At 64.4% G+C, this 14010-nt stretch carries 15 protein-coding genes and 1 pseudogene; 6 read left to right on the plus strand and 10 right to left on the minus strand.

The window, feature by feature from the left end; translation table 11 throughout:
• Positions 1-23: 23 nt before the first annotated feature.
• Both GSQ79_RS30475 and GSQ79_RS25675 read right to left on the minus strand, forming a co-directional pair.
• The gene (locus GSQ79_RS30475; protein WP_368669980.1) at positions 24-134 is read right to left on the minus strand and encodes a hypothetical protein; all 111 of its coding nucleotides are present in this window, start codon (positions 132-134) and stop codon (positions 24-26) included.
• A complete protein-coding gene (locus tag GSQ79_RS25675; protein WP_158811587.1) occupies positions 110-505 on the minus strand; it encodes a DUF29 domain-containing protein in 396 nt (131 codons plus the stop codon). Before GSQ79_RS25675 ends, GSQ79_RS30475 begins: the two co-directional genes overlap by 25 nt.
• Positions 506-680: 175 nt before the next feature.
• Here GSQ79_RS25675 and GSQ79_RS25680 point away from each other — a divergent pair, with 175 nt between their 5' ends.
• The 6 genes and pseudogenes from GSQ79_RS25680 to GSQ79_RS25705 all read left to right on the plus strand — a co-directional run bounded on the left by GSQ79_RS25680 (position 681) and on the right by GSQ79_RS25705 (position 5748).
• Complete coding sequence (locus tag GSQ79_RS25680) at positions 681-2180, plus strand: phosphomannomutase/phosphoglucomutase (protein WP_158811588.1); 1500 nt, start codon at positions 681-683, stop codon at positions 2178-2180.
• 272 nt (positions 2181-2452) lie between these two features.
• A pseudogene (locus GSQ79_RS25685) lies at positions 2453-3037 on the plus strand (class I SAM-dependent methyltransferase); the annotation flags it as partial.
• A 161-nt stretch (positions 3038-3198) separates the two neighbouring features.
• A complete protein-coding gene (pyrF, locus tag GSQ79_RS25690) occupies positions 3199-3906 on the plus strand; it encodes an orotidine-5'-phosphate decarboxylase (RefSeq protein WP_158811590.1) in 708 nt (235 codons plus the stop codon).
• Positions 3907-4071: 165 nt separating this feature from the next.
• Complete coding sequence (locus tag GSQ79_RS29945; RefSeq protein WP_246725594.1) at positions 4072-4197, plus strand: SEC-C metal-binding domain-containing protein; 126 nt, start codon at positions 4072-4074, stop codon at positions 4195-4197.
• Positions 4198-4334: 137 nt separating this feature from the next.
• A complete protein-coding gene (locus tag GSQ79_RS25700) occupies positions 4335-4919 on the plus strand; it encodes a cytochrome b (protein ID WP_158811591.1) in 585 nt (194 codons plus the stop codon).
• Positions 4920-4938: 19 nt separating this feature from the next.
• Positions 4939-5748: a class I SAM-dependent methyltransferase gene (locus tag GSQ79_RS25705; RefSeq protein WP_210253220.1), complete on the plus strand. Its 810-nt coding sequence runs from the start codon at positions 4939-4941 to the stop codon at positions 5746-5748.
• A gap of 9 nt (positions 5749-5757) precedes the next feature.
• Here the strand turns inward: GSQ79_RS25705 and GSQ79_RS25710 are convergent, their stop codons facing one another.
• From GSQ79_RS25710 to GSQ79_RS25745, 8 genes are all read right to left on the minus strand, one after another.
• Complete coding sequence (locus GSQ79_RS25710) at positions 5758-6594, minus strand: metal-dependent hydrolase (protein ID WP_158811592.1); 837 nt, start codon at positions 6592-6594, stop codon at positions 5758-5760.
• 73 nt (positions 6595-6667) lie between these two features.
• Positions 6668-7447 (minus strand): succinate dehydrogenase iron-sulfur subunit, encoded by a 780-nt coding sequence (locus GSQ79_RS25715; RefSeq protein WP_158811593.1) that lies wholly within the window; start codon positions 7445-7447, stop codon positions 6668-6670.
• A gap of 55 nt (positions 7448-7502) precedes the next feature.
• Entirely contained in the window at positions 7503-7727 is a 225-nt protein-coding gene (locus GSQ79_RS25720) for a hypothetical protein (protein WP_158811594.1), read from the minus strand.
• A 37-nt stretch (positions 7728-7764) separates the two neighbouring features.
• The gene (gene sdhA / locus GSQ79_RS25725) at positions 7765-9603 is read right to left on the minus strand and encodes a succinate dehydrogenase flavoprotein subunit (protein ID WP_158811595.1); all 1839 of its coding nucleotides are present in this window, start codon (positions 9601-9603) and stop codon (positions 7765-7767) included.
• Positions 9604-9648: 45 nt separating this feature from the next.
• Positions 9649-10041, minus strand: a complete 393-nt coding sequence (gene sdhD, locus GSQ79_RS25730; protein ID WP_158811596.1) for a succinate dehydrogenase, hydrophobic membrane anchor protein — start codon at positions 10039-10041, stop codon at positions 9649-9651.
• 30 nt (positions 10042-10071) lie between these two features.
• Complete coding sequence (gene sdhC / locus GSQ79_RS25735) at positions 10072-10482, minus strand: succinate dehydrogenase, cytochrome b556 subunit (RefSeq protein WP_158811597.1); 411 nt, start codon at positions 10480-10482, stop codon at positions 10072-10074.
• A 187-nt stretch (positions 10483-10669) separates the two neighbouring features.
• Positions 10670-11269, minus strand: a complete 600-nt coding sequence (gene grpE, locus GSQ79_RS25740) for a nucleotide exchange factor GrpE (RefSeq protein ID WP_158811598.1) — start codon at positions 11267-11269, stop codon at positions 10670-10672.
• Positions 11270-11336: 67 nt separating this feature from the next.
• Positions 11337-14010: [protein-PII] uridylyltransferase (locus GSQ79_RS25745; RefSeq protein ID WP_158811599.1), on the minus strand; the 2674-nt coding region annotated here is incomplete at its 5' end.

The following is a 14010-nucleotide window of genomic DNA, read 5'->3' on the forward strand; positions in this document are numbered from 1 at the left end:
ATGCGATGCGGGAGGGGCTGGCGTCAAGGGTGCCGGGCCTCGGCCTCGGTGCGAGGTGGCTCCGCCCAGTATGTTTCGTCTTCGATCTCTTGCAGGGTGAATGGAGGCGTCACCGGAAAGGCGGATGGAGCCAAGCCGGTTTCCGCCGCCGCTTCACGCCGCGCGTGTTTGTAGGCCCGCGCGAAAGCGCCTGCTTTTGGGGCTTCAGGCCCGGATTATCCTCGAGGTTGGATTCGGCATTCTTGCGTTCACGGACGATGGTTTGGGTCCAACTGCGGCTCTCGGGGCGCTCCGGTTGAAACATCCGCTTCAGTTGATGCAGGCAGATCAATCGATACGACGCCATGAGCGCCGCGCGTTCCGTGCGTCCCAACGTCTCGATCTCCTCCGTGAGGTTGGCCAGATCGAGCCGATCAAACTGGCCGCTTTTGAGGAATTCAGCTTGCTCCCGCGTCCAACTGTAGAAATCGGTTTCGTAGAGCGTCGTGTCCTTCAATCCGTCCATAGCACTAACCTCGGAGCTTACCCGCCACTTTACCACCCAGCGCTCGTTGCGGCATCACAGGCCTATGCACCATCATGGATAGAATATTTTACGCTGATTGCATCATGGGTTCACGACGGCTTGTTCCTGGAGACGTAAATCCCTACCGTCGCGATACTCCCATTAGGATATCCGGATGTTCCCCAAGCCCGTGCCACTCCTGATCCCGAACACCTACGCCTACGAATCCGCGCCGATGGTCAAGGCGACGGGATTTCGCGAGTACGACGCGCGCTGGCTGTTCGAAAAAGAGATCAACCTGATGGGCGTTCAGGCCCTTGGCCTCGGGCTCGGCACGTTGATCCACGAGATGGGCATCAAGCCGGAACTCGTCACCGGCCATGATTTCCGCTCGTATTCCGCTTCGATCAAGAACGCGCTGATCGTCGGCTTGATGGGGGCCGGCATCAAGGTCCACGACATCGGGCTCGCGCTGTCGCCCATGGCCTATTTCGCTCAGTTCGCCCTCGACGTGCCGGCGGTGGCGATGGTCACGGCCTCGCACAACGACAACGGCTGGACCGGGGTGAAGATGGGTGTCGAGCGCCCCGTCACCTTCGGGCCGGACGAGATGGGCCGGCTGCGCGACATCGTGCTCGCCGGCACCTACAAATACCGCGACGGCGGCGGCTACGTTTTCGTCAACGACTTTCCCAAGGTGTATCTCGACGATCTCACCACCCGGCCGAAGCTGAAGCGCAAGCTCAAGGTGGTGGCCGCCTGCGGCAACGGCACGGCGGGCGCCTTCGCGCCGCAGATGCTGGCCGCGCTCGGCTGCGAGGTGGTGCCGCTCGACACCGAGCTCGATTTTACCTTCCCGCGCTACAATCCCAATCCCGAAGACATGCAGATGCTGCATGCGATGGCCGACGCGGTGAAGGCGAGCGGGGCCGACGTCGCGCTCGGTTTCGATGGCGACGGCGACCGCTGCGGCGTCGTCGACAACCACGGCGAGGAGATTTTTGCCGACAAGATCGGCGTGATGCTGGCCCGCGACCTCTCCAAGCTGCACCCGAACGCCACCTTCGTCGTCGACGTGAAGTCGACCGGCCTGTTCGCCACGGACCCCGTGCTGATCGCCCAGGGTGTCAAGGCGGACTACTGGAAGACCGGCCACTCCCATATCAAGCGCCGGGTCACCGACATGAAGGCGCTCGCCGGCTTCGAGAAATCGGGTCACTTCTTTTTCAATACGCCTGTCGGACGCGGTTACGACGACGGCCTGGTCACCGCTATCCATGTGCTCGACATGCTCGATCGCAATCCCGACAAGTCGATGGCCGATCTTTACGCGGACCTGCCCAAGACCTGGGGCTCGCCGACCATGTCGCCGCATTGCGACGATGAGCTCAAATACGGCGTCGCCGAGACGGTCACCGCCCGGATCAAAGCGATGCAGGCCAAGGGCGAGACCATCGCCGGCCAGCCGATCCGCGACGTGGTGACGGTCAACGGTGTCCGCGTCACCGCCGCAGACGGCACCTGGGGCCTGGTGCGCGCCTCGTCCAACAAGCCGGAACTGGTCGTCGTGGTGGAAAGCCCGGTTTCCGAACAGCGCATGCATGACATGTTCAAGGCCGTCGACGGCATCCTGCGCGAGAACACGGCGGTCGGCGCCTACAACCAGACGATATAGGGCAACGCCGGGCCCCAGGCCCGAAGGAAATCCAGAGATCCGGGCGCGCCGTTCCTGCCGGTCCGCGGGCAATCATGATTCTCAGCATATTCAGACGAAAGACCGGAACCCTGCTTATGTTGTGACGATTTCTTGACGGCGACCCTGGAATTGGCACATTAGATTGTGTTGCGATCGACGGGAATCGATCGATTTTTAGAATACGACGACCCCGTCTCGCTGCCTTGAGGTGTCACCGTTTGCGTAGTCAATCTTCGCGCCCGCCCAGAGGGCTGCTGACAGCCCCGCGGATCGAGGAGCGCCTCGCGGATGAGGCGCGTTTCATCAAAACCTGGTTCGACAACCCAATCTTGACCGGGGCAGTGTCGCCGTCGGGGCGGTTTCTCGCCCGGATGATGGCCCGCGCCGTCGATCCCGATGGGACCGGCCCTGTCGTCGAACTTGGGCCGGGGACCGGTCCGATCACCCAGGCCCTGCTGCGCCGCGGCGTTGCGCCCGAACGGTTGGTGCTCGTCGAGTTCGACGCCGCCTTCTGCCGCCTGTTGCGCAAGCGCTTTCCCGGTGTCCAGGTGGTCCAGGCCGACGCCTACCATCTGCGCGAGAGCCTCGAGCACGTGCTGACCAAGCCCGCCGCGGCCGTCGTCTCCAGCCTGCCGCTGCTGACCAAGCCCGACGATCAGCGCCTCGCCCTGCTCGACGATGCCTTTTCGCTGATGGCGCCCGGCGGCTCCTTCGTGCAATTCACCTACGGCATGAACTCGCCGATTCCGCGCCATGCCGCGCCCGACTACGAGGCCGATGTGTCGGCACCGGTCTGGCTCAATCTGCCGCCCGCCCGCGTGTGGGTCTATCGCCGCTGCGGCGAGGGCACGAAGACGGAATTGCTGCTGACGCCCGATCTCCCCGCCCGCGACATGACGGGCCTGCGCGTCCGCCCCGACAAGTCAGGGTTCCGCCCGGCGCGCGATCATCGCGCCAGCCTGTTCCATCGGGTCGCCGCGCGCGCCAGACAACGGCCTTGAGCGACGCTGCCGCAATACCGCTCCGGGATCGGCTGATCGTCGCGCTCGACGTGGCGACGCCTGAGGCCGCCGCAGAGCTCGTGGCGCAGCTTGGCGACAGCGTCAGCTTCTACAAGATCGGCCTCGAGCTCGCCTACGGCGGCGGCCTGTCGCTGGCGGAACGCCTGATCGACCAGGGCAAGCAGGTTTTTCTCGATCTCAAACTGCACGATATTCCGGCGACTGTCGAAAAAGCGGCCGCCCAGGTCGCCCGGCTCGGCGCCACGTTTCTGACCGTGCATGCGTTTCCCCAGACGATGGCCGCCGCCAGGCGCGGCGTCGGCGCCGCGCCGCTGCTGATCCTCGGCGTGACCGTGATGACCTCCTACGACGATGCCGATCTCGAAGCGGCCGGCTACGCCTTTGGCGTCCGCGACCTCGTTGCGCGCCGCGCCGATCAGGCCGTAGCTGCCGGGATAGGCGGCCTCATTCTCTCGGCGGAGGAAGTTTCGGCCATGCGCACCCGCGTCGGCTCGTCGCTTCGGCTGATCACCCCCGGCATTCGGCCGGCTGGCGCCGCTGTCGGCGACCAGAAGCGCGTGATGACCCCGGCGGCGGCATTGCGCGCCGGGGCCGACCACCTCGTCATCGGCCGGCCCATCACGCAGGCCGCCGACCCGCGCGCCGCTGCGGAGGCGATTTTGAGCGAGATGGCCGGCGCCTGATTCCGATGGTATGACAACGCGCCCCGCGCCTTTCGCGCACGGCGGATCGATGGAGGCTGTCATGGCAAAAGATGATATCGAGCCGCGCTTCTGCTTTTGAGGCCATGAGCAAGCGTCGGAGAGGATTTCAACTCCGAAACGCACGTCAAACGTGGTCTTCGGATTATTCACGGCGACAAAGAACTTGTCGAAAAGCTAGGCCGGCGTGATCCCTGCCCCTGCGGTTCGGGACGCCTCTTTCAGGCGTTGCTGTTTGAAGAGCGGCCGCTACGAAGGCACAATGCGCGATGATTATCATCGCGACTAGGCGTGACGCCCAAACCAGCTCAGTCTGGTTTGGGCGCCACACAGAAGTCGCCGCGAATGGGGACTTTTCTCGATCCGCGTAATCGATACCGCTCACGTGTTTCCGGTGGCAGGACCATGGCATGAAGGACATCACGGCGCGGGTGGCCCCTTATTTCACCGCGGGGACGCGCCGTTACACGCCAGCCGCGCGCGCCTTTCACTGGATCTCCGCGCTGCTGATCTTCACCGTGGTGCCGCTCGGCTGGATCTTTGCCGAGTTCAAGAAGCCGCCGGGCGGCCCCGATCTCTATGCCTCGCTGCACAAGACGCTCGGCCTTGTCATCCTCGCAGTCATCCTCGCCCGCCTTGCCTACCGCGCGATGAACCCGCCACCGGCGCAACCCGGCCGGATGGCAGCATGGGAGCGCGTCTCGGCGGCCATCAGCCATTGGCTGCTCTATTTTATTTTTCTTGCCATGCCGATCAGCGGCTACGTCATGTCTTCGGGCAGCAAACGTCCGATCAGCATCTTGGGCCTGTTCGATTTTCCCAAATTGCCGATGACCACGGATATTGCGGAGACGGCCAAGCAGATCCACATTCTCGGCCAGTGGGCGGTCTATGCCGTGGTGCTGATCCATGTCGCGGCGACCGTCTGGCACCTTGCGGTGCGCCGCGACGCGATCCTCGATCGCATGCTGCCGCGCCAGGTCAACGCCGAGTAGCCCGAGGATGTTGTTCAAGATGCTCATGCCCGACGGCCCCGCGCTTCGCGACACTTCGCCGATGGCGGTAAATTTCGGTCCGACGGCGGCGGATTACGGGCGCTACCGCGCCGGCTTTCCGCAGCGTTTCTTCAAGCGTCTGTTCGCCGAAAGCTGGGTCTCCCCCGACCATGCCGTGCTCGATCTCGGAACCGGGACCGGCACCATCGCGCGCGGTCTGGCGCTCCGCGGCTGTCAGGTCACCGGCCTCGATTCCGAGCACCACCTGCTGACCGAGGCCGCCCGTCTCGACCGCGAGGCCGCGACCGGCGTCACCTATGTCGAGGGTCGCGCGGAAGACACCGGCCTGGCTTCGCGCAGTTTCGACGTCGTCACCGCCGGCCAATGCTGGCACTGGTTCGACCGGCCAAAGGCCGCGGCGGAGGTCGCGCGCGTGCTCAAACCGGGGGGCCGTCTCATCATCGCGCATTTCGACTGGCTGCCGCTCAACCACAACGTCGTGGCGATGACGGAAAACCTCGTGGCGCGACACAATCCCGAGTGGCATCTCGGCAATAATTCGGGGATCTATCCGGCATTTTTGGCGGATGTCGGCGAAGGCGGTTTTGTCGGCGTCGAGACCTTCTCCTTCGACGTCGACGTGTCCTACACTCACGAAGCCTGGCGTGGCCGCATCCGCGCCAGTGCCGGCGTGGGGGCCTCGCTTCCGGCGGATGCCGTCATGCGGTTCGACACCGAGCTGGCGGCCGCGCTCAGCGCGGGATGGCCGGTCGAGCCGCTGGTGGTGCCGCACCGGGTGTGGACGCTGAAGGCGGAGCTACCGGCCTAACGCAGTGCGCTAAAAGCTCTGCGTCTCGCCCGGCTGCATCACCACGATCTTCGTCGCGAAGTTCGGCCCCAGCGCCTTGATCAGCTCCTCCGGCGTTCCGGCCAACTGCGGCGTCGTGCCGTAATGCATCGGGATCGCGTACTTGGGCTTCAGGTAGGTGCTGAGGGCGAAGGCTGCGCCGGCCGGATCCATCGTGTAGTTGCCGCCGATCGGGATCATCACGAGGTCGGGATGGTACATGTCGGCAATCAGCTTCATGTCGCCGAACACCGCGGTATCGCCCATGTGGTAGATGGTGAAGCCGTTCTCCAGCTTGATGATGAAGCCGGCCGCCTCGCCACCGGAAAAGCTGTAGGTCTTTCCGGTGAACGGGTCCGTGCCCATGAACTCGGACGAATGATCGGCGTGGACCATGCTGATGGCGATGTCGGGGCCGAGCGGATGGACGGTGCCGCCCTTGCTCATCTTCGGCGCCCGTTCCGGCGGCAGCAGGCCGAGCGTCGTAAAGGTGTCTTCGAGGCCGGCCGGCGCATAGACTTTGATGTTGTTGGTCTTCGACAGCTCGAACGTGTCGCCGACATGGTCGAGGTGCCCATGGGTGACGAGCAGCAGGTCGAGATGGCCGAGCTTCGAGAGATCTTTCCAGGCTGCCGGCGTCTTCGGGTTCTTGGTGATGAAGGGATCGACCTGGATCACCTTGCCGCCCGGCGTGGTGATCCGCATCGCGGATTGACCGAGCCACAGGATCTCGGTCTTGCCCGAAACCTTTACGGCGTCCTGCGCCAAGACCGGAGCAGCGGTCAAAACGGCCATGGCGGCCACGAACAACTTCAACGGCTTACGCATGCGACGGTCCCCAGGGCCGCCCTAATCGCTAGCGCATTCTCTGGCGAATTCGAAGTCACAGGGTCGCGAGCGATTAAATTTGCCGCTCGATCATCATGCTCTTGATCTCCGAGATTGCCTTCGCCGGGTTGAGCCCCTTGGGGCACGCTTTGGCGCAGTTCATGATCGTGTGGCAGCGATAGAGGCGGAACGGGTCCTCGACGTTGTCGAGCCGCTCGCCGGTGGCCTCGTCGCGCGAATCGATCAGCCAGCGGTAGGCCTGCAGAAGAACCGCCGGGCCGAGATAGCGGTCGCCGTTCCACCAGTAGCTCGGGCACGACGTCGAGCAGCACGCGCAAAGAATGCACTCATAGAGGCCGTCGAGCTTGGCGCGGTCGGCCGGCGTCTGCCGCCATTCCGTCTCCGGCATCGGCGTCTTGGTCTGCAGCCACGGCTGGATCGAGGCGTGCTGGGCGTAGAACCCGGTGAGGTCGGGCACCAGGTCCTTGATCACCAGCATGTGCGGCAAGGGATAGATCTTGATGGCGCCCTTCACCTCGTCCATGCCCTTGGTGCAGGCGAGCGTGTTGGTGCCGTCGATGTTCATCGCGCAAGACCCGCAGATCCCCTCGCGGCAGGAGCGACGGAAGGTCAGGGTCGGATCGATCTTCGACTTGATCCAGATGATGCCGTCCAGAATCATCGGGCCGCAGTCGTCGAGGTTGATGAAGAACGTGTCGACGCGCGGGTTCAGCCCGTCATCCGGGTTCCAGCGATAGACGCGGAATTCTTTCAGGTTGGTCGCGCCTTCCGGCTTCGGCCAGGTCTTGCCGGTGCCGACGACGGAATTCTTGGGGAGTGTGAGCTGGACCATGGAACCTCGTTCTTCGCAGACCGATGGTCCACGCGGCATCTATTGTTGTCTCTGCTCAGACCTCGATGAGATCGAGGCGGCGTTCGATCCGTTGCAGGTGCTCGTCGAACCGATCCATCCGATGATCAATTCTGACGACGTCCTGTCGAAGCAGCGCGATTTGCTCTTCGACCGAATGCAGGCGCGAGCGCGTATCGATCACGATCGACTCGACATTCTCAAGCCGACGATCGATGCGCCTGACGAACTCGAGAACGAGATCGACCGGTTCCCCTTCCATCGCACCCTCCGTCTCGCGCCGCGTCCCCGCGTCCTGATCAGTAAACCCGCGCCTTCGGCTCGATATACTGCATCTCGTTCGACATCGTGTAGCTATGCACCGGCCGGTAATCGATCGAGATCGCCTTCGCCTGCGGGTCGATCGAGGCCAGCGTGTGCTTCATCCAGGTCTTGTCGTCACGCTCGGTGAAATCTTCGCGGGCATGGGCGCCGCGCGATTCCGTGCGGTTGACGGCGCTGTCCATCGTCACCACGGCCTGGACGATGAGATTGTCGAATTCCATCGTCTCGACGAGGTCGGAGTTCCAGATCAGCGAGCGGTCGGTGATGCCGACCTGATCCTGGGCGCCCCAGACGTCGTGGATCAGCTTCGAGCCTTCCTCCAGCGTTTCGCCGGTGCGGTAGACCGCGCAATTGGCCTGCATCACCTTCTGCATGTCGAGGCGCAGCTTGGCGGTCGGCTCGCTGCCCTTGGCGTTGCGGAAGTGGTCAAGGCGGGACAGTGCGAGGTCGGCCGATCCCGCCGGCAGCTCTGCCTGCTTGGCGCCGGCCTGCACCACCTCGGCGGCGCGCAAGCCCGCGGCGCGGCCGAACACCACCAGATCGATCAGCGAGTTCGAACCCAGGCGGTTGGCGCCGTGCACCGAGACGCAGGCGGCCTCGCCGATCGCCATCAGGCCCGGCACGATGACGTCGGGATCGCCGTCCTTCTTGATCAGCACTTCGCCGTGAAAGTTGGTCGGGATGCCGCCCATGTTGTAATGCACCGTTGGAATGACCGGGATCGGCTCCTTGGTCAGATCGACACCGGCGAAGATGCGCGCGCTTTCTGAAATGCCGGGCAGGCGCTCGTGCAGCACGCTCGGCTCGAGGTGGTCGAGGTGCAGGAAGATATGGTCCTTGCCCTTGCCGACGCCGCGCCCCTCGCGGATCTCCATCGTCATGGCGCGGGACACCATGTCGCGCGGTGCGAGGTCCTTCACCGACGGGGCATAGCGCTCCATGAAGCGTTCGCCCTCGCCGTTGGTGAGATAACCGCCTTCACCGCGGGCGCCTTCGGTGATCAGGCAGCCGGCGCCGTAGATGCCGGTCGGGTGGAACTGGACGAACTCCATGTCCTGTAGCGGCAGGCCGGCGCGCAGCACCATGGCGTTGCCGTCGCCCGTGCAGGTATGCGCCGAGGTCGCGGAGAAATAGGCGCGGCCGTAGCCGCCGGTCGCCAGCATGACGAGCTGGGCGCGGAACCGATGGATCGTGCCGTCGTCGAGTTTCAGGCAGACGACGCCGCGGCAGCGGCCGTCTTCCATGATCAGGTCGATGGCGAAATATTCGATGAAGAACTCGGTGTCGTTCTTCAGCGCCTGGCCATAGAGCGTGTGCAGCATCGCATGGCCGGTGCGGTCGGCGGCGGCGCAGGTGCGCTGCGCCGGCGGCCCCTTGCCGAAATCGGTGGTCATGCCGCCGAACGGGCGCTGGTAGATCTTGCCGTCCTCGGTGCGCGAGAACGGCACGCCCCAATGCTCCAACTCGTAGACCGCCTTCGGCGCGTTACGGCAGAGGTATTCGATGGCGTCCTGATCGCCCAGCCAGTCCGACCCCTTCACGGTGTCGTACATGTGCCATTTCCAATTGTCGGGGCCCATGTTGGCGAGGGAGGCGGCGACGCCGCCCTGAGCCGCAACGGTATGCGAGCGCGTCGGAAACACCTTTGAGATGCACGCGGTACGAAGACCGGCCTGAGAGCAACCGACCGTGGCGCGAAGCCCCGCGCCGCCGGCGCCGACGACGACGACGTCGAAGGTGTGGTCAGTGATCGGGTAGGCGGCCCCGCCGATGCCGGGAGCCGTGCTGCCGTTGGTCGTACCGTTCGTGGCCATGGGGGAACGTCTTTCAGAAGGGGAGAGAGCAGGCGCCGAAGAGGCTCAGGCGAAGCTCACTTTGAGCAGAGCGTAGATGCAGGCGAGGCCGATCGCGACGGAGAAGAAGATGTTCGCCATCAGCGCCCAGTCCTTCAAATGGTGTTCGTGGACGTAGTCGTCGATGATCGCCTGCATGCCGAGCTTCATGTGATAGATGCCAGCGCCGACGAAGAGCAGCATGACGATCGCCGGGAACGGCTGGCCGAGTTCGGCGCGGACGGCGGTGAAATCCTTATGGATCAAGGTCACGAGGATCCAGACGAAAGCGATCGTCAGCGGCACCAGCGCCACCGAGGTCAGGTGCATCGCGCGCGCTTCGCCGACGCCGGACTTCGCGGAGCCGAGATGGCTGACCTTCTTGGAAGCGGTTTTGAGGGAGCGCGGGTCGTTCGCCATGGAAAAGTCCTGTCGAAGAGAGCGGAGCGTCTAGGCGAACCAGGCGACGACCCAGACCAAAACGGTCAGGAGCAAGCCGCCAACGAGGGTCCCCTGCGCCAAAAATTCGCGCGCGGGATGGTCCATGCCGTAGCCGAGATCCCAGATGAAATGACGGACGCCACCAAGCAGATGGTGGAACAGGGCCCAGGTGAAGCCGAAGAGAACCAGTTCGCCGAGGAGCGAACCGTAGACCCAAGAGACCGTGGCGAAGGGTGCGGGGCCGGCCGCGAGCGCGATCAGGTACCAGGCCAGCAGCAGGGTGCCGAAATAGAGCGCCGCGCCGGTGATGCGATGGACGATCGACATCATCATCGTCAGCATCGGACGATAGATCATCAGGTGCGGCGACAGCGGGCGCCTGTCTTCGAGGCTCAAGGCACGCGTATCGGTTTTAGCCATGAAAAGCGCCACCATCCAAACGTCAATGGCATCCCATAAGACGAAGCCCGATGCACCGCAATGGCGGGCGCGCATGGCGGCTCTGCCATCGAAGGGTCATAAGAGCACAGGCATCGAACCGCCAGGCGCGGCGGCCTGGCGAACATCGATAGGAAGCAACAGCGTACGGCTAGCAGCGTCCGTGCGCTCAGTTGATGGTCTTCGGGCCGCCGCGGGACACGCCGACCTTGGCCGGCCGCAGGACACGGTCGCCGATGGAGAACCCTTGTTCCACGACCTGGAGCACCGTGCCGGACGGTACGGTCTCGTCGGGGATTTCGAACAGCGCTTCCTGCATGTTCGGATCGAACTTCTTGCCGAGCGGCTCGATCTTCTTCACGCCGAAGCGAACGAGGCGCGAGATGAAATCGCGTTCGGTCAGTTCGATGCCTTCGATGAACGTTTTGAGCACCGGGTCGGCCTGCTCGCGGAGTTCGGCCGGCACCGCCTCGAGCGCGCGATGCATATTGTCGACGAAGGTCAGCATGTCGCGCGCGAAGGAGGCGATGCCGTAGATTTTGGCATCCGACACCTCCCGCTCGGTGCGGCGGCGCAGGTTTTCCATATCCGCCAGCGTGCGAAGCGTTTTGTCCTTCAGCTCGGCGTTCTCGACCTGCAGGGCCTCGAGCACCTTGAAGGGATCGGGCTCAGCCTGCGGAGCGCCTGCGGCCGAAGCCCCAACCTCGCTGGGTGCGAAGGCGGGCGCTTCGTTCGGGGAGCGGACGTTTTCTGCCTTGGGATCGTTCATGTGACCATACGAAAAGATGAAACTGAGGCGCTCATATCAGTTTTGACGGGCAAAATATCAAGTTTCCTCACAAGCCTTCACCGCGCCGCTGGCCCTGGCCATCGAGCCGTCGCGTTGCCGGGGCGGCAAAAGCCGACAGCAAGGCGTCGCGGATGGTGTCGCGGCGCACGCCGTCGGTGATCTTCTCGCCGTTCAGATCGGTCACGTAGAAGACGTCGGCGGCCTTCTCGCCGAAGGTGGCGATATGCGCCGAGCCGATGTTGAGATGCAGCTGCGACAGGAGCGCGGTCAGTTCGAACAAGAGACCGCGTCGATCGAGTCCGGCGACTTCGATGACCGTCATGCGGCTCGACAAGGCGTTGTCGATCACCACCTCGGGTTCCACCTCGAAGGTCTCGGCGGCGGGTGCGTCACCCTGGCTGCGTGCCGCCACCATCTCCGAGAGGCGGATTTCCCCCTTCAGGGCGCGTTCGATGGCAAGGGCGATGCGGCCGGCGCGACGGAGCTCGTCTTCGTCGCGCCCCAACGCCCGAGTCACGTAGACCATGTCCAGAGCTAGGCCGTCGGTCGTGGTGAAGATCTGAGCGTCGACGATATCCGCCGCCGCCGCGGCACAGGCTCCGGCGATGGTCGAGAGCAGGCGCGGATGATCGGGCGCGATGATGGTCAGCTCGGTGATGCCCCGCGTCTCGTCGGTCAGGATGTCCACCGTCGGGCCGGGCAGCTCGACCTCGGACATGTTGAGCAGATTGGCGTGGCGGATCTTGTGGGTGAGATCGACTTTCAGCCAGTACGGCGGCTGATGCCGCGCGGCATAGGCGTCGAAATCATGCTTGGTCCAGCTGGGGAGTGCGGCCCGCAGTTCCTCGCGCGCTTCGGTCACCCGGCGATCGCGTGCGACGGTCGACTGTTCCCCGCCAAGGGCGCTCTCGGTCTCCCAATAAAGGGTGCGCAGAAGCTCGGCCTTCCAGCCATTCCACACACCGGGACCGACGGCGCGGATGTCGCACACCGTCAGGATGAAGAGCATGTTCAGACGATCGAGCGTGCCGACCAGCGCCGAAAACGTCTCGATCGTGCGACGGTCCGAGAGATCACGCCGCTGCGCGGTATCCGACATGACGAGGTGGTTCTCGATCAGCCAGGCGACCGATTCCGTCTCCTCCGGGCTCAGGCCGAGCCGCGGACAGATTTTGCGCGCGACGGCGACGCCGGCCAGGGAGTGATCCTCGATCCGGCCCTTGGCGATGTCGTGAAGGAACAGCGCGACGTAAAGAACCCGGCGGTCGACCAGTTCCGGCAGCACCTCCTGGGCGAGCTTATGCTCGATGACGCTGCGGCCGCTTTCGATATCCGCGAGGATGCCGACCGCCCGGATCAGATGCTCGTCCACGGTGTAGCTGTGGTACATGTTGAACTGCATCAGGGCGACGATGCGGCCGAAGTCGGGGATGAACCGGCCCAAAACGCCGGCCTGGTTCATCAGCCGCAGCACGATTTCGGGCGAATTGCGCGAGCTGAGGATCGAGAGGAACAGGCGGTTTGCCTCGGGATCGCTGCGCATCTCGGCATCGATCCGCGTCAGGCTCAAGGTCACCAGGCGCATCGCGTCGGGATGGATGGCAAGACCGCTCTCGTCGGCGATCGCGAACAGGCGGATCAGGTTGACCGGATCACGGGCGAAGGTGGCGGGATCGGCGACCGTGATCCGCGCGTTCTCGATCGCGAAATCCTTGTTGGCGACGGTTTCGCGGCGTCGCCAGATGCGGCCGAAAAAGCGGTCCAGCATCGGGCTGGGCTTCGCCTGCCGCTCTTCCAAGGCGGCGCAGACGATGGCGGTGAGGTCGCCGACCTCCTTGGCGATGAGGAAGTAGTGCTTCATGAAGCGCTCGACCCCGTAGAGACCGGCGCGGCCGACATAGCCGAGACGCTCCGAGATCAGCCGCTGCTGGTCGAACGACAGGCGCTCCTCGGGCCGACCCGTCACGAAATGCAGGTGGCAGCGGACGCGCCACAGGAATTCCTCGCAGCGGCAGAACAGCCGGTATTCCTTGCGCGAGAACAGGCCGGCCTCGACGAGTTCGGACGCTTCGCGGACGCGGTAGACGTATTTGGAGATCCAGAACAGCGTGTTGAGATCGCGCAGGCCGCCCTTGCCGTCCTTGACGTTGGGCTCGACGAGGTAGCGGGACTTGCCGGCCTTGACGATGCGGGCGTCGCGCTCGGCAAGCTTCGCGGCGACGAATTCCGCCGGGGTGTTCGACACGACCTCGCGGTCGAAGCGGGTCCGCATGTCCTCGAACAGCGCCTCGTCGCCGAGGATGAGCCGCGCCTCGAGCAGCGCGGTGCGGACCGTCATGTCCTCGAGCGCGTAGCGCACGCACTCCTCGATGGAGCGCGTCGAGTGGCCGACCTTCTGGCGCAGATCCCATAACGTGTAGAGGATCGACTCGATGACCTTGTTGCTCCAGGTCGGGTTCTGACCCGGCAGGAGAAACAGCAGATCGATGTCCGACCCCGGCGCCAGCGTGCCGCGGCCATAGCCGCCGACCGCCGCGACGACGATCTGGTTTGCCGCGCCGGCCGGCGCCGGATGGATGTAACGCACGACGTAGGTGTAGAGGGTGCGGATCAGCGCATCCTCGATCAGGGAGAGATGGCGGGCGCAGCGAAGGCCCTCGCCGGTGTCCTCGAACGCTTCGCGGACCAGCTCGCGCGCGCGCTCCAGCGCGTCGCGGAAG

Source organism: Beijerinckia sp. L45, assembly GCF_009765775.1.
In the GTDB taxonomy this organism is placed as follows: domain Bacteria; phylum Pseudomonadota; class Alphaproteobacteria; order Rhizobiales; family Beijerinckiaceae; genus RH-AL1.